The following is an 18,386-nucleotide window of genomic DNA, read 5'->3' on the forward strand; positions in this document are numbered from 1 at the left end:
CAGGCCATCGCCCGACTTTACTCAACGTGTGCAGCAATCAAAGCCTATGGCCATTTTAAACATCCTCGAATTCCCGGACCCGCGTCTGCGCACTATCGCCAAGCCTGTGGCTGTAGTGGACGACGAAGTGCGTCAGTTGGTCGATGACATGTTTGAAACAATGTATGAAGCGCCGGGCATCGGCCTTGCCGCGACCCAGGTCAACGTGCACAAACGTATCGTCGTGATGGACCTTTCCGAAGACCGTACCGAACCGCGGGTGTTCATCAACCCCGAGTTCGAATCGCTGACCGACGAAATGGACCAATACCAGGAAGGCTGCCTGTCGGTACCGGGTTTCTACGAAAACGTCGACCGCCCGCAAAAGGTCAAAATCAAGGCGCTGGACCGCGACGGCAAGCCCTATGAACTGATCGCCGAAGGCCTGCTCGCGGTGTGCATCCAGCACGAATGCGACCACCTCAACGGCAAATTGTTCGTCGATTACCTGTCCACGCTCAAACGCGACCGGATCAAGAAGAAACTGGAAAAGCAGCACCGCCAGAACGCTTGATGCCCCTCTTCAAAGGCTTGCTGCGGCAAGCCTTTTTCTTTTTATGAGACGCCCTTCATGACTGAGCCACTGCGCATCGTTTTTGCCGGCACCCCGGAATTCGCCGCCGAACACCTCAAGGCCCTGCTGAACAGCCCTTACGAGATCGTTGCGGTCTACACCCAACCGGATCGTCCGGCCGGTCGCGGGCAAAAACTGATGCCCAGCCCGGTCAAACAGTTGGCCTTGGAAAACAATATCCAGGTGTTGCAGCCGCCGACGTTGCGCAACCCTGACGCGCAGGCTGAACTGGCCGCACTGAAGCCGGATTTGCTGGTGGTGGTCGCTTATGGCCTGATCCTGCCGCAAGTGGTGCTGGATATCCCGCGTCTGGGCTGCATCAACAGTCACGCCTCGTTGCTGCCACGCTGGCGCGGTGCGGCGCCGATCCAGCGCGCCGTGGAACACGGTGACGCGGAAAGCGGCGTCACTGTGATGCGCATGGAAGCCGGCCTCGACACCGGACCGATGCTGCTCAAGGTCGTCACCCCGATCACTGGCGCAGACACCGGCGGCACGCTGCACGACCGCCTCGCCGAAATGGGCCCGCCTGCCGTGGTGCAAGCGATTGCCGGTCTGGCTGCTGGCACCCTGGAAGGCGAAGTGCAGAACGATGAGCTCGCCACTTATGCACACAAGCTGAACAAAGACGAAGCACGCATCGACTGGAGCCGTCCGGCGGTTGAGCTGGAACGCCTGGTGCGCGCCTTCAACCCATGGCCGATCACCCACAGCACCCTCAACGGTGAAGCGCTGAAAGTCCTGGCGGCAACACTTGCCGACGGTAAAGGCGCACCGGGTGAAATCCTCAGCGCCAGCAAGGATGGTCTGATCGTCGCCTGCGGCGAACAAGCGCTGTGCCTGACCCGCCTGCAATTACCCGGCGGCAAGGCGCTGAACTTCAGCGACCTGTTCAACAGCCGCCGGGAGAAATTCGCCGTCGGCACGGTGCTCGGCGCAGCGGTGGACGCGCAATGAATCCGCGTCTGGCCGCCGCCAAGGCACTCGCCGCCGTGCTCAGCGGCAAGGCTTCGCTGAACAGTTCTCTGCCGACGCAACTGGACAAGGTCGAGGATCGCGATCGCGGTTTCACTCAGGATCTGGCGTTCGGCACTGCGCGCTGGCAGCCACGCCTGTCGGCGCTGGCGGAAAAACTTCTGCAGAAACCATTCAAGGCTGCCGACGCCGATGTCGAGGCGTTGCTGCTGGTCGGCCTCTACCAATTGCTCTACACCCGCGTCCCGGCCCACGCTGCCATCGGCGAAACCGTCGGTTGCGCCGACAAGCTGAAAAAGCCTTGGGCCAAGGGCCTGCTCAACGCCGTGCTGCGCAATGCCCAGCGCGAAAGCACGACGATTTTCGCCGAGCTGGAACGTGACCCAGTGGTGCGCACCGCTCACCCGCGCTGGCTGCAAAAGTCCCTGAAAGCCTTCTGGCCAGAACAGTGGGAAACCATCTGCGAGGCGAACAACGCGCATCCGCCGATGATTCTGCGGGTCAACCGCCGCCATCACAGCCGCGACGCCTATCTCGCTCTGCTGACTGAGGCTGGAATTGCCGCGACGCCATGTGTGTACAGCCGCGACGGCATCATCCTCGAAGCGGCTGCCGACGTGCGCAGTCTGCCGGGTTTCGCCGAAGGCTGGATCAGCGTGCAGGACGAAGCTGCGCAACTGGCTGCCGATCTGCTCGATCTGGCGCCGGGCCAGCGCGTGCTCGATGCCTGTTGCGCGCCCGGTGGCAAGACCTGCCACATCCTCGAAGCCGAACCGGCGCTCGCCGGGGTGGTGGCGGTGGACCTCGAAGCCAAACGTCTGGTGCGGGTCAAAGAGAATCTTGAACGCCTCGGTCTGAGCGCCGAACTGATCGCCGCCGACGGTCGCGACACCGAGAAATGGTGGGACGGCAAACCGTTCCAGCGCATCCTGCTCGACGCACCGTGCTCGGCCACCGGCGTAATCCGCCGTCATCCGGACATCAAGCTGACCCGTCAGCCGGACGACATCGTCGCCCTCGCGCAGCTGCAAGGCGAACTGCTCGACGCGATGTGGAAAACCCTCGACGTCGGCGGCATCCTGCTTTATGCCACCTGCTCGACGCTGCCGACCGAGAACACCGAAGTCATCGCTGCGTTCCTTGAGCGTACCCCCGGCGCCCGCGAACTGGATCTGGCCACGTCGGCCGGGCTCAAACAGCCCCATGGTCGCCAATTGCTGGCCCAGCAGGGTGGCCATGACGGGTTCTACTACGCCAAGCTGATCAAGATCGCTGCCGCGCGCAGCTAAACGGATTTAACGGAGTGACTGGATGAAAATCATCATCCTCGGTGCGGGACAGGTCGGCGGTTCGCTGGCAGAACATCTGGCCAGCGAGGCCAACGATATTACGGTAGTCGACACCGACGGTGAGCGCCTGCGCGACCTCGGCGACCGCCTCGACATCCGCACCGTGCAGGGCCGGGGCTCGCTGCCGTCGGTGCTGCGTCAGGCCGGCGCCGACGACGCTGACATGCTGGTGGCGGTGACCAACAGCGACGAAACCAACATGGTCGCCTGCCAGGTCGCCCACACGCTATTCCACACGCCGACCAAGATCGCCCGGGTGCGCGAAGCGTCTTATCTGAATCGCGAAGAGCAACTGTTCCAGAACGAAGCGATTCCGGTCGACGTGCTGATCAGCCCCGAGCAAGTGGTGACCAACTACATCAAGCGCCTGATCCAGCATCCGGGCGCCTTGCAGGTGATCGACTTCGCCGAAGGCGCGGCGCAACTGGTAGCGGTGCGCGCCTATTACGGCGGGCCGCTGGTGGGTCAGCAACTGCGCCAGTTGCGTGAACACATGCCGAATGTCGAAACTCGTGTGGCAGCGATTTTCCGCCGTGACCGACCGATCCTGCCCCAGGGCGATACGGTGATCGAGGCCGATGACGAAGTCTTTTTCATCGCCGCCCGTGAGAATATTCGCGCGGTGATGAGCGAAATGCGCCGCCTCGACGAAACCTACAAACGCATCGTTATCGCTGGCGGCGGGCAAATCGGTGAACGTCTGGCCGAGGCCATCGAAAGCCGTTATCAGGTGAAGATCATCGAGATGAGCCCGGCGCGCTGCCGTTATCTCTCCGATACGCTCGACAGCACCGTGGTGTTGCAGGGCAGCGCTTCGGACCGGGATTTGCTGCTGGAAGAGAACATTGCCGACGCCGACATCTTCCTCGCCCTGACCAACGACGACGAAGCCAACATCATGTCGTCGCTGCTGGCCAAACGGCTGGGGGCGAAGAAGGTCATGACGATCATCAACAACCCCGCCTACGTCGATCTGATTCAGGGCGGCGATATCGACATTGCCATCAGCCCGCAACTGGCGACCATCGGCACCCTGCTGGCGCACGTGCGCCGTGGCGATATCGTCAGCGTGCACTCATTGCGTCGCGGTGCCGCAGAAGCGATCGAGGCGATTGCCCACGGTGATGCGAAGTCGAGCAAGGTGATCGGCAAACCGATCGAGAAGATCGGCCTGCCGCCCGGCACCACCATCGGCGCGGTGATCCGCAACGAACAAGTGATCATCGCCCACGATGACACCGTGATCGAAGCGGGCGACCATGTGATTCTGTTCCTTGTGGATAAAAAGCATATTCGCGATGTGGAGAAGCTGTTTCATGTGGGGTTGAGCTTCTTCTGATCCTGAATGAGCGGTGCCTTCATTGGCCCCATCGCTGGCAAGCCAGCTCCCACAGGTTTTTCGGTTGTTCACAAATGTGATGTGCACCCGAGATCCTTGTGGGAGCTGGCTTGCCAGCGATGGCGGTACCGCAGATCTTTCTGACGCACTAGAAAAGGAACCCACCGATGCTCGAATCCCTGGAAAAAATGCTCGCCAAGGGTGTGGATAACTCGCTGCTGCGCTTCGGCCTGGGCAAGGGCTATCTGGATCTTGGGGAAAACGCCAAAGCCGCCGAGCACTTCCAGCGCTGTGTCGGCTTCGATGCGAAGTACTCGGCAGCCTGGAAGCTGTTGGGCAAGGCGCATCTGGCGCTGGGCGAGCACGCCGCCGCACGGCAGGTGTGGGAACAGGGTCTGGAAGCGGCCCGCGCCCATGGCGACAAGCAGGCCGAGAAGGAAATGTCGGTGTTTCTGAAGAAGCTCGATCGTCAGGCGCAATAAGTCAAAGGTAGCGGAGACCGATACCGTCGGCATCCACCGTCACCACTTCCATCCGCACCCGCGGCGCGCTTGTGGGTAGCCCCTGCACCTGACCGTAAACCACTGCGCCCTTGGGCAAAGAAGCCAGAACCGGATGCTGCACAAACACCCCGGTAGGCGACAGGTTGCGCGTCTGCCCAAGGCATTCGCCGAAGCTGTCGTGGGTGATCTTGATGCGGAAGGATTTGCGTTGTTCGGACATCTTGTTGCGCCCTTTGATGAACGGTTGTGGATAACCTCAGCAGAGAAGTTATCCACAGATCATGCCAATCAGCTCAATACCAGCGTTCTTCGCCTGGCGGACGCTTCTTGAAGCGCTTCATGCTCCACATGTACTGGCTCGGATACGCCGCGACATAACGCTCGACGACTTTACTCATCGCTGCGCAGGATTCGGCGGTGTCAGTGCTGTACATGGCTTCTGGCGCGGCTTCGAGGATCACTTTGTAGCCAGAACCGTCGGGCAGGCGCAGCGCATGCAGAAACACGCCAACCGCTTTGCCACCGGCCAACATGTTCGGCACGAATTTGCTGGTCAGCGCCTGAGTGGCGAAGAACGGCACAAAGATCCCGGCGGATTCGGCCGGTTCCGGGTCGGCAGGAATGCCCACTGCACCACCTTTGCGCACTTCCTTGATGACGCTGAGGATGCCTTCTTTGGTCGACGCGGCGACTTTGTTGCCCAGTTGCACGCGCTGCTTGCGCAGTAACTCATCCACAGCCTTGAGTTTCGGTGGACGGTAGAAAATGATCGGTTTGCACTGGCTGCAATAGAAGTGGTTGAGCACTTCCCAGTTGCCCAGGTGGCTGGTGATGCCGACCACGCCTTTGCCTGAAGCCAGTGCATCCTTGAGGATGTCGAGGCCTTCGACTTCGCGCACCAGATCAATGGAACGCTGTGCCGGCCAGATCCACGCGCAGGCGCTTTCGGTCAGCGACTTGCCGATGTCTTTCAGGCTCTGCCCGACCAGACGCTCACGTTCGGCCGGGTCCATCTGTGGAAAACATTTCGCAAGGTTGATCCGCACCACGTCGCGGGAGCGGTTGGGGGTTTTCCACATGATCCAGCCGATTGCCGAACCGACGGCCTGCACGGCCCGCCATGGCAGCAAGGCAAACAGCCGCAGAGCGCCTACCAGCAAGGCGCCTTTAAACTTTTCCACAGGTCACTCCTGATCTTGTGCGGTGCGCGAGGCGGCCATTCTAACCGCCGTTGGCGAGCTGCGCGTAGCGGTCGCAGTCCTGGGTGTGGTCCATGACCATGCCCGAGGCCTGCATCAGTGCGTAGCAAATGGTCGGGCCGACGAACGTGAACCCGGCCTTTTTCAGGCCTTTGCTCATCGCCAACGCTTCGGGGGTGATCGCCGGAACTTCGCTGCGATCCTTGAAATGATTGATGACCGGTTGGTCGCCGACAAACGACCAGAGAAACGCCACCGGGTCCTCCAGCGCCAGCCAGGCTTGGGCATTACGGCGGGCGGCGTTGAGTTTGAGGCGGTTGCGGATGATACCGGGGTCGAGCATCAATTCGTCGATTTCGGCGTCGCTCATCTGCGCCACGCGCTGTACGTCGAAGCCGAACAGCACCTCGCGGTAACGCTCGCGCTTACGTAGCACAGTGATCCAGGACAGCCCGGCCTGGAACCCTTCGAGCAAAAGCAACTCGAACAAACCCTGCGCATCGCGTAGCGGCGTGCCCCACTCCTGGTCGTGATAAGCCATGTACAGCGGATCTTCGGTACACCAAAAGCAGCGTGGCATAAGGCTCCAGGGGGCGTGCGCAGCAATGAATCGGGTATACTCCCGCTCTTTAAATCGCAGCCCAAGAAACAGGTGAATTTCGTGAGCCAGCCTACGCCAGCCGTGCGTACCTTCCAAGACTTGATCCTCGCGCTCCAGCAATACTGGGCCGAGCAAGGTTGCGTGGTACTTCAGCCCTACGATATGGAAGTAGGCGCCGGCACTTTCCACACCGCGACCTTCCTCCGCGCCATCGGCCCGGAAACCTGGAACGCCGCCTACGTGCAGCCAAGCCGCCGTCCGACTGACGGCCGTTACGGCGAAAACCCGAACCGTCTGCAGCACTACTATCAGTTCCAGGTCGTGCTCAAGCCGAACCCGGACAACTTCCAGGAACTGTACCTGGGCTCGCTCAAGCATGTTGGCCTGGACCCGCTGGTCCACGACATTCGCTTCGTCGAAGACAACTGGGAATCGCCAACCCTCGGCGCCTGGGGTCTGGGCTGGGAAGTCTGGCTCAACGGCATGGAAGTGACTCAGTTCACTTATTTCCAGCAAGCCGGCGGCATCGAGTGCTACCCGGTCACCGGTGAGATCACCTACGGTCTCGAGCGTCTGGCCATGTACCTGCAAGGCGTGGACTCGGTCTACGACCTGGTCTGGGCTGACGGCCCGTTCGGCAAAGTGACCTACGGCGACGTGTTCCACCAGAACGAAGTGGAGCAGTCCACCTACAACTTCGAACACGCCAACGTCGACAAACTGTTCGAACTCTTCGACTTCTATGAAAGCGAAGCCAAGCGCCTGATCGAACTCGACCAGCCGCTGCCGTTGCCGAGCTACGAAATGGTCCTGAAGGCTTCGCACACCTTCAACCTGCTGGATGCGCGCCGGGCAATCTCGGTGACCGCGCGTCAGCAATACATTCTGCGCGTACGCACCCTGGCGCGTTCCGTTGCGCAAGCCTACCTGCTGGCACGCGCCAAGCTGGGCTTCCCGATGGCGACCCCGGATCTGCGTGACGAAGTACTGGCCAAGCTGGAGGCTGCACAATGAGTGCGCAAGATTTTCTGGTTGAACTGGGCACCGAAGAACTGCCACCGAAAGCCCTGAACACCTTGGCTGAAGCGTTCCTCGCCGGTATCGACAAGGGCCTGCAAGCCGCTGGCCTGAGCTACGAAAGCAAAACTGTCTACGCCGCACCACGTCGTCTGGCTGTATTGATCACCGCGCTGGCGACCCAGCAACCGGATCGCAGCATCAACCTCGACGGCCCGCCGCGTCAGGCCGCGTTCGACGCAGAAGGCAATCCGACTCAGGCAGCCCTGGGCTTCGCCAAGAAGTGCGGCGTCGATCTGAGCGAAATCGATCAGAGCGGCCCGAAACTGCGTTACAGCCAGAGCATCGCCGGCAAGCCGACCGCGAGCCTGCTGCCGACCATCGTCGAAGATTCGCTGAACGACCTGCCGATCCCGAAACGCATGCGTTGGGGTGCGCGCAAGGAAGAGTTCGTGCGTCCGACCCAATGGCTGGTGATGCTGCTCGGTGACCAGGTCATCGACTGCACCATCCTCGCGCAAAAGGCTGGCCGTGATTCCCGTGGTCACCGTTTCCATCATCCGGAAAGCGTGCGCATCGGTTCGCCGTCGAGCTATCTCGCTGACCTGCGTGCCGCTTATGTATTGGCCGACGCCAACGAGCGTCGCGAAATCATCAGCAAGCGCACCGAAGAACTGGCGACCCGTCAGGAAGGCACGGCAATCGTTCCGCCGGCACTGCTCGACGAAGTGACCGCGCTGGTTGAATGGCCGGTGCCGCTGGTGTGCTCGTTCGAGGAACGCTTCCTAGACGTGCCGCAAGAAGCCCTGATCACTACCATGCAGGACAACCAGAAGTACTTCTGCCTGCTGGATGCCGACGGCAAGTTGCTGCCACGTTTCATCACTGTGGCCAACATCGAAAGCAAAGACCCGCAGCAGATCATCGCCGGTAACGAGAAAGTGGTTCGCCCACGTCTGACCGACGCCGAGTTCTTCTTCAAGCAAGACAAGAAGCAGAAGCTCGAAGCCTTCAATGATCGCCTGAAGAACGTGGTGTTCCAGGAAAAACTCGGCAGCGTCTACGACAAGGCCGAGCGCGTATCGAAACTGGCTGCGTACATCGCCGCGCGCATTGGTGGCAACGCCTCGTGGGCGGCTCGCGCTGGCCTGCTGTCGAAGTGCGACCTGGCCACCGAAATGGTCGGCGAGTTCCCGGAGATGCAAGGCGTCGCCGGCTATTACTACGCACTGAATGACGGCGAGCCGGAAGACGTCGCGCTGGCGCTCAACGAGCAGTACATGCCACGCGGTGCCGGTGCTGAACTGCCGGCGACCCTGACCGGTGCAGCCGTCGCGATCGCTGACAAGCTCGACACCCTGGTCGGTATTTTCGGTATCGGCATGCTGCCAACCGGCAGCAAAGACCCATATGCCCTGCGTCGTGCAGCACTGGGTGTGCTGCGTATCCTGATCGAGAAAAAACTCGACCTGGACCTGAACGACGCCGTGGCTTTCGCCGTGACTGCGTTCGGTGCCAAGGTCAAGGCTGCCGGCCTCAACGAAGCCGTGCTGGAGTTCATCTTCGACCGTCTGCGTGCGCGTTACGAAGACGAAGGCGTCGATGTCGCCACCTACCTGTCGGTACGTGCCCTGAAGCCGGGTTCGGCGCTCGACTTCGACCAGCGTGTGCAAGCGGTGCAAGCTTTCCGCAAACTGCCGGAAGCGGCAGCGCTGGCGGCGGTGAACAAGCGTGTGTCGAACCTGTTGAGCAAAGTCGAAGGCTCGGTGCCGACCGTGGTCGAAGCCAAGTATTTCGACAATGCCAACGAGTTCTCGCTGTACTCGGCGATCCAGCAAGCGGATCAAGCGGTGCAGCCAATGGCCGCCGCGCGTCAGTACAACGAATCGCTGGCACGTCTGGCTGCCCTGCGCGAGCCGGTGGACGCGTTCTTCGACGCCGTCATGGTCAATGCCGAAGACGCCAAGGTCCGGGCCAACCGTTACGCGCTGCTGGCGCGTCTGCGTGGCTTGTTCCTCGGTGTTGCCGACATCTCGCTGCTGGGTTGAGGGATTGCTGTTGAAACTGCTGATTCTCGATCGGGACGGAGTGATCAATTACGACTCCGACGCTTACATCAAGTCGGTGGAGGAGTGGATTCCACTGCCCGGCTCGATCGAGGCGATTGCGCAGTTGAGCAAGGCCGGCTGGACGGTGGCGGTGGCCACCAACCAGTCGGGCATTGCTCGCGGTTACTACGACCTCGCCATCCTCGACGCCATGCATGCGCGTCTGCGTACGCTTGTAGCGGAGCAGGGCGGTGAAGTCGGTTTGATCGTGTATTGCCCGCATGGGCCGGACGAAGGTTGCGATTGCCGCAAGCCGAAACCGGGGATGTTGAAAACCATTGCGGCGCATTACAACGTGACGCTGGCCAATGTCTGGTTCGTTGGCGACAGCCTTGGTGACCTGGAGGCTGCCAAAGCCGTCGATTCACAGCCAGTTTTGGTAAAGACCGGAAAAGGCGCAAAGACTCAGGGCAAAACCCTGCCGGTTGGCACTCTGATTTTTGACGATCTGGCGGCGATTGCCGCAGAACTTATCCACAACTAGGGTACTTCTGAAATTCCTGACCAGGGATTGATCGGGAGTGCGCTTGAACACTCGGGCATTGCCCCGTAACGGTAAACGTCACTATGTCGATACTGCGGGCCATCAGAATTTTTCTCTTTTACCTGCTGCTGGGCACCACCTCCCTGCTGTGGTGCACCTTGAGTTTTTTTATCGCGCCGTTTTTGCCATTCAAGGCGCGTTATCGTTTTATCAACGTGTACTGGTGCCGTTGCGCCTTGTGGTTGACCAAGGTGTTTCTCGGTATCCGTTACGAAGTCAAAGGCGCGCAAAACGTGCCTGACCGTCCCTGTGTGATTCAGTCGAACCACCAGAGCACTTGGGAGACGTTCTTTCTCTCTGCCTATTTCTCGCCGTTGAGCCAGGTGCTCAAGCGCGAATTGCTTTACGTACCGTTCTTCGGCTGGGCCATGGCCATGCTGCGGCCGATCGCGATTGATCGCGACAACCCGAAAGCGGCGCTGAAACAAGTCGCCGCCAAAGGTGATGAGCTGCTCAAGGACAACGTTTGGGTGCTGATCTTTCCGGAAGGTACTCGCGTTCCTTATGGCACTGTCGGCAAATTCTCCCGCAGTGGCAGCGCATTGGCGGTAAATGCGACGCTTCCGGTACTGCCGATTGCACACAATGCCGGCAAATTCTGGCCGAAAATCGGCTGGGGCAAGAAGTCTGGCGTGATCACCGTGGTCATCGGCGAGCCGATGTACGCTGAAGGCACTGGCCCTCGTGCCATCGCCGAGCTGAACGATCGCGTGCAAGCCTGGAACGAGAAGACCCAACGGGAAATGGGTTCACTGCCACCAGCCCCACAAGCACCGGCAGCAAGCGATCAGATCGCTGTCTGAGATTTTGTGGATAACCTGTGTACGGTTTTGTTGAAAAAGCCTGAATATTTAAATTAACTTATTGATTTACTTATATATTTCTCAAGCTAATAAAACACCGTAAAAGGTGCATAAGTTTTTTTTCGGATGTAAAAAAACCGGCTCATATAGCCGGTTTTTTTGTGCCTTTTCACTCGGGGATCAGCGGTAACTCGAGCAAAAATGTGGTGCCTTGATCGACCACGCTCAGGCATTCGATTTTGCCGCCATGGTGATCGACCACCGCTTTGACCATCGACAAGCCAAGGCCCACCCCGTCGATCCCTTGTGCCGAGGAAAAGCGTCGGTACTGGCTGAACAGATCAGGCAACTCATGTTCGGCGATGCCTTTGCCCTGGTCGGTCAGTTCGCAACGTAGCCACTCTTCGTGACAACTGACCCGCAGTTGAATCGTCGTGTCTGCCGGGCTGTACTTGATCGCATTCTCCAGCAGGTTGAACAACGCACGCGTCAGTAATCCCTGATCAGCCATGATCAGCCGCTCCTGGGATGGCTCATCCATGTCATGCAGCAGTTCGATGCGTTTCTGTTGGGCGATGGGCAATGCCTGATCCAGTACGTCCAGCACCAACATCGCGAACAGGCTGGGCTGGAACTGATAGGCCTCGGACTCGGCTCGCGCCAGCAGGACGAAACCGTCGGTCAGATCCAGTGCGCGACGCACTTGCCGCTCAATCTGTTCGAACAACGGCGAATCTGCCCCGGCCTGATGGCGGTGAACGTCAAGCAGGGCAAGGATGGCCGAATGCGGGGCACGCAGATCGTGGGAAAGAAAGCGCAGCAACACTCCACGTTGTTCCTCGGCAGCACGTTCGGCACTGAGATCAGTGAGGCTGAGCAGCCAACCAATCGGCGTGTCTCCGTCCACCGGGAGCAGGGCGGCACGCTCCAGACGCAGGCTGCGCTCCTTGTGATCGCGAAACTCCAACAGCGGAATGGCCGACAATGACGGGCGCGGCTCTGTGGACAACTCCGGGTAACCGAGGCGCGCCAGTTGCTCGAGGACATCATCCCCCACCAGGTTGTGATCGAATAGCTGGCGAGCCTTGCGATTGCCCAGCAGGATCTGGCCTTTGGGATCGCTGATCAGTGTGGCGACGGGTAAGTATTCCAGACCGTCGGCAATAAAGCGCCGGGTATCACGGGTGCGACTCATGGCCTGTTCCAGTGCCATGATCTGGCCCTGCAAGCGATCAGCCCCGGTGAATTGCGCGCGACGCCGTTCGGGAAACACTTTCGGCTCGCTGTCCAGCCGCGCCAGCTCCCAGCCGAAATATGTCAGCACCACACTGAGACGCCGCCAGTTCCAGATCAAATAGCCGAACAACATCCCCAGCACGGCCGGTGTCGGCGACCACCAGCGGCGCATTTCCGCCAGTCCGGCACTGATCAGAAGCGCGCACGCCATGCCGATCAGCGTTAACCAAAGTGCCCATCGTGGTCGCCACAGCAACAACCCGAGTACACAGGCCACCAACCCTACCGATAACAGCGCCCCGGTCATGGGCGACACATCGTGCAAGTTGAACTGCGCGCGATACGACAACAGCGCAGTCAGCGGCAACAGCACTAGACTTATCCACAACCACTCGCGCACCAACTGTCGAAACAGTCGCTGCACCTGGCTCGGCTCACGGCTTTCGCGCCGACGATGTTTGTTCATGGGGAAAAAGGGCAGGGCAGGGTGAATGGTTTCATGGGTCACAGGTCTGAGACGTAGACCTGAAGAATCATAGCGGACGTCGACCAATGGCGGACCGCTTACTTTCACGGCACTGGCCGAGCGACTATGGTTATCGCCCAACTGCCCAAGCAACAAGGAACTACCGCGAATGCGCGTTGCGATATTGGACGACGAACCCGCCGAGCTGCGCCGGGTCGAGCAAACCCTGCAGCAAATGGCCGACGCCGGCGATCAGCCGTGGTCGCTGCACAGCTTTGAGCGTGGCGAAGACTTGCTGCGCCAGTTGCGCCGGGAAACCTTCGACCTGCTGATCCTCGACTGGCAACTGCCCGACCTGACCGGCCTGGCCCTGCTGCGCTGGACCCGCGAACACATGGAAGCACCGCCGGCGGCGATCATGCTGACCAGCCGTGATGGCGAGAGCGATATCGTCCAGGCCTTGAACGCTGGCGCCGACGATTATGTGAGTAAACCGTTCCGCCCCAATGAACTGAAAGCCCGCGTCGCCGCAGTACTACGTCGCCATAGCCAGCCACGCAGCGCCGCGACCGAAGTGCTGAGCTTCAATGACCTGACGTTTGATGATGCAGAACTGACCGTCACCCGCGAGGGCAAGCCCATCGTTATGACAGAGCGTGAGTATCGACTTGCCCGCTGCCTGTTCAGCAATCTGGGCCGGCCGTTGTCGCGCGAATATCTGTACGAACGGTTCTGGCCGCATGAGGAGATGGCGTCGTCGCGACCATTGGATACGCATATCTATCGGCTGCGTAACAAGCTGGGGCTGACGGCGGATCGGGGTTGGCAGTTGCTGACGATTTATGGGTATGGGTATCGGTTGGAGAGTGTGGCGGCGGCGCCAGAATAAAAATCAAAGATCGCAGACAATAAAAAGGCCAACGCAATGCGTTGGCCTTTTTGTTTGGTGCAAACCGGGATCAGAAATCCAGGTTGGACACCGCCAGCGCATTGCTCTCGATGAAGTCACGGCGAGGTTCGACCGCATCACCCATCAGGGTGTTGAAGATCTGGTCTGCGCCAATGGCGTCTTCGATGGTGACCTTCAGCATGCGGCGCACGCTTGGGTCCATGGTGGTTTCCCACAGCTGATCCGGGTTCATTTCGCCCAGACCTTTGTATCGCTGAATGGTGTGGCGCTTGGTGCTTTCGGCCATCAGCCAGTCCAGGGCTTCCTTGAACTCGGTGACCGCTTTCTTGCGTTCGCCTCGCTGGATGTACGCGCCTTCGTCGAGCAGGGTGCTCAGTTGAGCGCCGAGGGTGACGACGGTTTTGTAGTCGTTGCTGCCGAAGAAGTCGCGGTTGAAGGTGACGTAGTTCGACAAGCCGTGGGAGATCAGTTCGACCTCTGGCAGCCACACACCACGTTCACGGTCTTCACGCAGGCTGGCCTTGTAGACCAGACCCGACTTCTCGACGGTGCGCAGACGGACTTCGTACTGGGCCAGCCAGTCCTGCATCTTGGCGTGATCGCCAAGCATTTCCAGACTCACGGCTGGCAGGTAGATGAAGTGCTCGGTCAGCTCCTGCGGGTACAGGCGCGACAGACGCTTGAGGGTCTTCATCACCATGCGGAAGTCGTTCACCAGACGCTCAAGCGCTTCACCGGAAATACCCGGGGCTTCTTCGTTCAGGTGCAGGCTCGCATCCTCCAGGGCCGACTGCGTCATGTACTCTTCCATGGCGTCGTCGTCTTTGATGTATTGCTCTTGCTTGCCTTTCTTGACCTTGTACAGCGGCGGCTGGGCGATGTAGATGTAGCCGCGCTCGATCAGCTCAGGCAACTGACGGAAGAAGAAGGTCAGCAGCAGGGTACGGATGTGCGAACCGTCGACGTCAGCATCGGTCATGATGATGATGTTGTGATAGCGCAACTTGTCGATGTTGTACTCTTCGCGACCGATACCGCAGCCCAGCGCGGTGATCAAGGTGCCCACTTCCTGGGAAGAGATCATCTTGTCGAAGCGTGCTTTCTCGACGTTGAGGATCTTGCCCTTCAACGGCAGGATTGCCTGGGTCTTGCGGTTACGTCCCTGCTTGGCAGAGCCGCCCGCGGAGTCACCTTCCACGAGATACAGTTCGGACAGTGCCGGGTCTTTTTCCTGGCAGTCAGCGAGCTTGCCCGGCAGGCCGGCGATGTCCAGCGCGCCTTTGCGGCGGGTCATCTCACGGGCTTTACGCGCCGCTTCACGGGCACGGGCAGCGTCGATCATCTTGCCGACGACCAGCTTGGCTTCGTTCGGGTTTTCCAGGAGGAAGTCGGAGAAGTACTTGCCCATCTCCTGCTCGACCGCAGTCTTCACTTCGGAAGACACCAGCTTGTCTTTGGTCTGCGAGCTGAACTTCGGATCCGGTACTTTCACCGAAATGATCGCGGTCAGGCCTTCACGGGCATCGTCACCGGTGGTGGCGACTTTGTGCTTCTTCGCCAGACCTTCCTGCTCGATGTAGTTGTTCAGGTTACGCGTCAGAGCGGAACGGAAGCCCACCAGGTGGGTGCCACCGTCACGCTGCGGAATGTTGTTGGTGAAGCACAACAGGTTCTCGTTGAAGCTGTCGTTCCATTGCAGGGCGATTTCCACGCCGATGCCGTCTTCACGCTGGATGTTGAAGTGGAACACCTGGTTGACCGCAGTCTTGTTGGTGTTCAGGTATTCAACGAACGCACGCAGGCCGCCTTCGTACTTGAACAGCTCTTCCTTGCCGCTGCGCTCATCCTTGAGGACGATGCCGACACCGGAGTTGAGGAAGGACAGTTCACGAATGCGCTTGGCCAGGATGTCCCAGCTGAAGTGAATATTCTTGAAGGTTTCGCTGGAAGCCTTGAAGTGGATCTGGGTACCGGTGGTTTCGCTATCGCCAACGATGGCCATCGGCGCCTGAGGTACGCCGTGGACGTAGGTCTGTTCCCAGATCTTGCCGCTGCGGCGAACGGTCAGTACCAGCTCTTCGGAAAGAGCGTTCACTACCGACACACCTACACCGTGCAGACCGCCGGATACTTTGTAGGAGTTATCGTCGAACTTACCGCCAGCGTGGAGGACGGTCATGATGACCTCGGCGGCGGAAACGCCTTCCTCTTTGTGCACGTCTACCGGGATGCCACGGCCGTTGTCTTTAACGGTGATGGACTCATCCGGGTGGATGATGATGCTGATGTCGTCGCAGTGGCCAGCAAGGGCTTCGTCGATCGAGTTGTCGACCACCTCGAACACCATGTGGTGCAGACCGCTGCCATCGTCGGTGTCACCAATGTACATACCGGGACGTTTGCGTACGGCATCCAGGCCTTTCAGCACTTTAATGCTCGTTGAGTCGTACGTATTTTCTTCGCTCAATGCCTTCACTCCCGATGGTCGTGGGTCTGGGTGATACGGCCCTGTTCCACGTGGAACAGAGCGACTGGCGTTTCCGTCTGCCAGCCTTCCCTCAATAATTCGTGATCTACACAGGTGATGAACACCTGGCAGCGTAAGTCTTCCAACAAGCGGCACAGCGCGCGACGGTGGCCCTCGTCCAACTCGGACGGCAAGTCATCCACCAGATAAATACACTGACCGCGGCGGGCCTGGCTGACCAGGTGCCCTTGAGCAATCCGTAATGCACAGACCACCAACTTCTGCTGACCCCGGGACAAAATGTCCGCGGCGTTGTGTGCGCCCAATCTAAGACGCAAATCAGCTCGTTGCGGTCCGGCCTGGGTATGGCCCATTTGCTGGTCCCGTTGCACGGAACCGGCCAGTACGGCGCTCAATTCCCGGTCTTTGTCCCAGCCTCGGTAATAGCTGAGCGTCAAACCTTCGAGCTCAACCAGTTCGCTCAAGGTTTGTTCAAAGACTGGTTTCAAGGCTTTGATGTAAGCGCGGCGGTATTCATCGATTTCAGCGCTGGCCTGGCACAGTTCCCTGTCCCAAACCGCTTGCGAAACGGCGTCAAGTGTACCATGCCGCAGCCAGGAGTTTCTCTGGCGCAAGGCCTTCTGCAAACGCTGCCAAGTGGCCATGAAGCGCGGCTCGACGTGGAACACGCCCCAATCGAGAAACTGACGACGAATCTTCGGCGCACCTTCAAGCAGGCGGAAGCTGTCCGGGTTAATCAACTGCAGGGGCAGGATCTCCGCGAGCTGCGCAGCACTGCGGGCGTTCTGGCCGTCGATGCGGATCTGGAACTCGCCCTGACGGTCTCGGGAAATCCCCAGCGCACTGTGTCCGCCTTCAGCCAGTTCAACCTGACCAAAAACGGTACAGGCGAGCTGTTCGTACTGAATGACGGGTAATAGCCGCGTGCTGCGAAACGAACGGGCAAGCCCCAGCAGATGAATGGCTTCCAGAACACTGGTTTTGCCGCTACCGTTGGCGCCGTAAAGAATGTTGATGCGGGGGGAGGGGGAGAAGGTCACCGGGTGCAGATTACGCACCGCGGTGACCGAAACACGACTTAAGGACATCCAGAGTCAGCTGATTACAGACGCATCGGCATGACAACGTAAGCCGAATCGTCGTTGTCGGACTCTTGCACCAGCGCACTGCTGTTGGAGTCGGACAGGATCAGACGAACCTGCTCGGTGGTCATCACGCCCAGCACGTCGAGCAAGTAGCTCACGTTGAAGCCGATCTCCAGGGAGCCGCCGTTGTATTCAACGCCCACTTCCTCTTCCGCCTCTTCCTGCTCCGGGTTATTGGCCTGGATCTTCAGCTGACCGCTAGCCAGCTGCAGACGGATACCGCGGTACTTCTCGTTGGACAGAATCGCGGTACGGCTGAACGCTTCACGCAAGGCCTGACGATCGCCCAGCACCAGTTTGTCGCCGCCCTTCGGCAGAACACGCTCGTAGTCCGGGAACTTGCCGTCGACCAGTTTCGAGGTGAAGGTGAACTCGCCAGTGGTCGCACGGATGTGGTGCTGACCCAACACGATGCTGACGTTGCCATCCGGCTCGGTGAGCAGGCGGGCCAGTTCAAGGATACCCTTGCGCGGCACGATCACCTGATGGCGATCCGGCTGGCCGATATCGGCTTTCATCGAGCACATGGCCAGACGGTGGCCGTCGGTGGCCACGGCGCGGATGATGCCTTCGGACACTTCCAGCAGCATGCCGTTGAGGTAATAACGCACGTCCTGCTGAGCCATGGCGAAGCTGGTGCGTTCGATCAGGCGACGCAGCTTGCTTTGCTCAAGGCTGCAAGTCAGCGAGCCCGGACCTTCTTCAACGGTCGGAAAATCGTTGGCTGGCAGAGTCGACAGGGTGAAGCGGCTACGCCCAGCCTTCACTACGAGCTTCTGCTCGTCGACCTTGATGTCGATCAGCGCGTCGTTGGGCAGGCTTTTGCAGATATCCATCAGCTTGCGCGCAGGCACGGTGATGGACCCTGTTTCAGCCGGCTCTTCAAGTTGCACACGACCGACCAGTTCGACTTCGAGGTCGGTACCGGTCAGCGACAGTTGCTGGCCTTCGACAACCAGCAGCACGTTGGAGAGTACCGGCAAGGTCTGTCGGCGCTCGACGACGCCTGCGACCAGTTGCAGGGGTTTCAACAGGGCTTCGCGTTGAATGGTGAAATGCATGGTCTAGTCCCTTGCCTTAATAAGCTGCG

General features: G+C 59.7%; 17 protein-coding genes. 10 read left to right on the forward strand and 7 right to left on the reverse strand.

Going from position 1 to position 18,386, the window contains the following annotated elements; all coding sequences use genetic code 11:
- Window positions 1-46 precede the first annotated feature (46 nt).
- The 5 genes from def (at window position 47) to QZR14_RS02510 (ending at window position 4,758) form a co-directional block, all read left to right on the forward strand.
- Window positions 47-553 (forward strand): peptide deformylase, encoded by a 507-nt coding sequence (def, locus tag QZR14_RS02490; protein WP_016984087.1) that lies wholly within the window; start codon window positions 47-49, stop codon window positions 551-553.
- A gap of 57 nt (window positions 554-610) precedes the next feature.
- Complete coding sequence (gene fmt, locus QZR14_RS02495; protein WP_311995818.1) at window positions 611-1,570, forward strand: methionyl-tRNA formyltransferase; 960 nt, start codon at window positions 611-613, stop codon at window positions 1,568-1,570.
- Window positions 1,567-2,877 carry a 16S rRNA (cytosine(967)-C(5))-methyltransferase RsmB gene (rsmB, locus tag QZR14_RS02500; RefSeq protein WP_311995819.1) on the forward strand — a complete coding sequence of 437 codons (1,311 nt, stop codon included), beginning with the start codon at window positions 1,567-1,569 and terminating at the stop codon, window positions 2,875-2,877. The genes fmt and rsmB overlap by 4 nt, the downstream gene beginning before the upstream one ends.
- A 22-nt stretch (window positions 2,878-2,899) precedes the next feature.
- Window positions 2,900-4,276 carry a Trk system potassium transporter TrkA gene (gene trkA, locus QZR14_RS02505; protein WP_007911861.1) on the forward strand — a complete coding sequence of 459 codons (1,377 nt, stop codon included), beginning with the start codon at window positions 2,900-2,902 and terminating at the stop codon, window positions 4,274-4,276.
- Between the two features lie 167 nt (window positions 4,277-4,443).
- A complete protein-coding gene (locus QZR14_RS02510) occupies window positions 4,444-4,758 on the forward strand; it encodes a tetratricopeptide repeat protein (protein WP_311995820.1) in 315 nt (104 codons plus the stop codon).
- Window position 4,759: 1 nt separating this feature from the next.
- Here the strand turns inward: QZR14_RS02510 and QZR14_RS02515 are convergent, their stop codons facing one another.
- From QZR14_RS02515 to QZR14_RS02525, 3 genes are all read right to left on the reverse strand, one after another.
- Window positions 4,760-4,999, reverse strand: coding sequence for a PilZ domain-containing protein (locus tag QZR14_RS02515; protein ID WP_311995821.1), 240 nt, complete (start codon window positions 4,997-4,999; stop codon window positions 4,760-4,762).
- A 73-nt stretch (window positions 5,000-5,072) separates the two neighbouring features.
- Window positions 5,073-5,960, reverse strand: a complete 888-nt coding sequence (locus tag QZR14_RS02520; RefSeq protein ID WP_064389687.1) for a lysophospholipid acyltransferase — start codon at window positions 5,958-5,960, stop codon at window positions 5,073-5,075.
- Window positions 5,961-6,000: 40 nt separating this feature from the next.
- Entirely contained in the window at window positions 6,001-6,558 is a 558-nt protein-coding gene (locus QZR14_RS02525) for a DNA-3-methyladenine glycosylase I (RefSeq protein ID WP_250605554.1), read from the reverse strand.
- Window positions 6,559-6,639: 81 nt separating this feature from the next.
- Here QZR14_RS02525 and glyQ point away from each other — a divergent pair, with 81 nt between their 5' ends.
- The 4 genes from glyQ (at window position 6,640) to QZR14_RS02545 (ending at window position 11,051) form a co-directional block, all read left to right on the forward strand.
- A complete protein-coding gene (gene glyQ, locus QZR14_RS02530) occupies window positions 6,640-7,593 on the forward strand; it encodes a glycine--tRNA ligase subunit alpha (protein WP_003187265.1) in 954 nt (317 codons plus the stop codon).
- Window positions 7,590-9,644: a glycine--tRNA ligase subunit beta gene (gene glyS, locus QZR14_RS02535; RefSeq protein ID WP_311995822.1), complete on the forward strand. Its 2,055-nt coding sequence runs from the start codon at window positions 7,590-7,592 to the stop codon at window positions 9,642-9,644. Before glyQ ends, glyS begins: the two co-directional genes overlap by 4 nt.
- 4 nt (window positions 9,645-9,648) lie before the next feature.
- Complete coding sequence (gene gmhB / locus QZR14_RS02540; RefSeq protein WP_311995823.1) at window positions 9,649-10,188, forward strand: D-glycero-beta-D-manno-heptose 1,7-bisphosphate 7-phosphatase; 540 nt, start codon at window positions 9,649-9,651, stop codon at window positions 10,186-10,188.
- An 83-nt stretch (window positions 10,189-10,271) separates the two neighbouring features.
- Entirely contained in the window at window positions 10,272-11,051 is a 780-nt protein-coding gene (locus QZR14_RS02545; protein WP_250605557.1) for a lysophospholipid acyltransferase family protein, read from the forward strand.
- Window positions 11,052-11,220: 169 nt separating this feature from the next.
- Here QZR14_RS02545 and QZR14_RS02550 read toward each other — a convergent pair whose 3' ends face one another.
- A complete protein-coding gene (locus tag QZR14_RS02550) occupies window positions 11,221-12,753 on the reverse strand; it encodes a sensor histidine kinase (protein WP_250605558.1) in 1,533 nt (510 codons plus the stop codon).
- A gap of 169 nt (window positions 12,754-12,922) precedes the next feature.
- On the opposite strand from QZR14_RS02550, the gene QZR14_RS02555 reads away from it, so the two are divergent.
- Window positions 12,923-13,642: a response regulator transcription factor gene (locus tag QZR14_RS02555; RefSeq protein WP_250605559.1), complete on the forward strand. Its 720-nt coding sequence runs from the start codon at window positions 12,923-12,925 to the stop codon at window positions 13,640-13,642.
- 70 nt (window positions 13,643-13,712) lie between these two features.
- Here the strand turns inward: QZR14_RS02555 and gyrB are convergent, their stop codons facing one another.
- Genes gyrB through dnaN form a run of 3 tightly spaced genes read right to left on the reverse strand, consistent with a single transcriptional unit; the run spans window position 13,713 to window position 18,357 of the window.
- Window positions 13,713-16,130, reverse strand: coding sequence for a DNA topoisomerase (ATP-hydrolyzing) subunit B (gene gyrB, locus QZR14_RS02560; RefSeq protein WP_007960764.1), 2,418 nt, complete (start codon window positions 16,128-16,130; stop codon window positions 13,713-13,715).
- A gap of 5 nt (window positions 16,131-16,135) precedes the next feature.
- Entirely contained in the window at window positions 16,136-17,239 is a 1,104-nt protein-coding gene (recF, locus tag QZR14_RS02565; protein ID WP_038359568.1) for a DNA replication/repair protein RecF, read from the reverse strand.
- Between the two features lie 14 nt (window positions 17,240-17,253).
- The gene (gene dnaN / locus QZR14_RS02570; protein ID WP_007911887.1) at window positions 17,254-18,357 is read right to left on the reverse strand and encodes a DNA polymerase III subunit beta; all 1,104 of its coding nucleotides are present in this window, start codon (window positions 18,355-18,357) and stop codon (window positions 17,254-17,256) included.
- Window positions 18,358-18,386 lie beyond the last annotated feature (29 nt).

It is taken from the genome of Pseudomonas sp. rhizo66 (assembly GCF_031931925.1).
Taxonomy (GTDB): domain Bacteria; phylum Pseudomonadota; class Gammaproteobacteria; order Pseudomonadales; family Pseudomonadaceae; genus Aquipseudomonas.

Excerpts from the sequence above, each read along its gene's own strand:
- QZR14_RS02515 (WP_311995821.1), bottom strand. The coding sequence starts at position 4,999 with ATGTCCGAACAACGCAAATCCTTCCGCATCAAGATCACCCACGACAGC.
- QZR14_RS02510 (WP_311995820.1), top strand. The coding sequence starts at position 4,444 with ATGCTCGAATCCCTGGAAAAAATGCTCGCCAAGGGTGTGGATAACTCG.
- rsmB (WP_311995819.1), top strand. The coding sequence starts at position 1,567 with ATGAATCCGCGTCTGGCCGCCGCCAAGGCACTCGCCGCCGTGCTCAGC.
- glyS (WP_311995822.1), top strand. The coding sequence starts at position 7,590 with ATGAGTGCGCAAGATTTTCTGGTTGAACTGGGCACCGAAGAACTGCCA.
- QZR14_RS02545 (WP_250605557.1), top strand. The coding sequence starts at position 10,272 with ATGTCGATACTGCGGGCCATCAGAATTTTTCTCTTTTACCTGCTGCTG.
- fmt (WP_311995818.1), top strand. The coding sequence starts at position 611 with ATGACTGAGCCACTGCGCATCGTTTTTGCCGGCACCCCGGAATTCGCC.
- dnaN (WP_007911887.1), bottom strand. The coding sequence starts at position 18,357 with ATGCATTTCACCATTCAACGCGAAGCCCTGTTGAAACCCCTGCAACTG.
- QZR14_RS02555 (WP_250605559.1), top strand. The coding sequence starts at position 12,923 with ATGCGCGTTGCGATATTGGACGACGAACCCGCCGAGCTGCGCCGGGTC.
- QZR14_RS02525 (WP_250605554.1), bottom strand. The coding sequence starts at position 6,558 with ATGCCACGCTGCTTTTGGTGTACCGAAGATCCGCTGTACATGGCTTAT.
- trkA (WP_007911861.1), top strand. The coding sequence starts at position 2,900 with ATGAAAATCATCATCCTCGGTGCGGGACAGGTCGGCGGTTCGCTGGCA.
- def (WP_016984087.1), top strand. The coding sequence starts at position 47 with ATGGCCATTTTAAACATCCTCGAATTCCCGGACCCGCGTCTGCGCACT.
- recF (WP_038359568.1), bottom strand. The coding sequence starts at position 17,239 with ATGTCCTTAAGTCGTGTTTCGGTCACCGCGGTGCGTAATCTGCACCCG.
- QZR14_RS02550 (WP_250605558.1), bottom strand. The coding sequence starts at position 12,753 with ATGAACAAACATCGTCGGCGCGAAAGCCGTGAGCCGAGCCAGGTGCAG.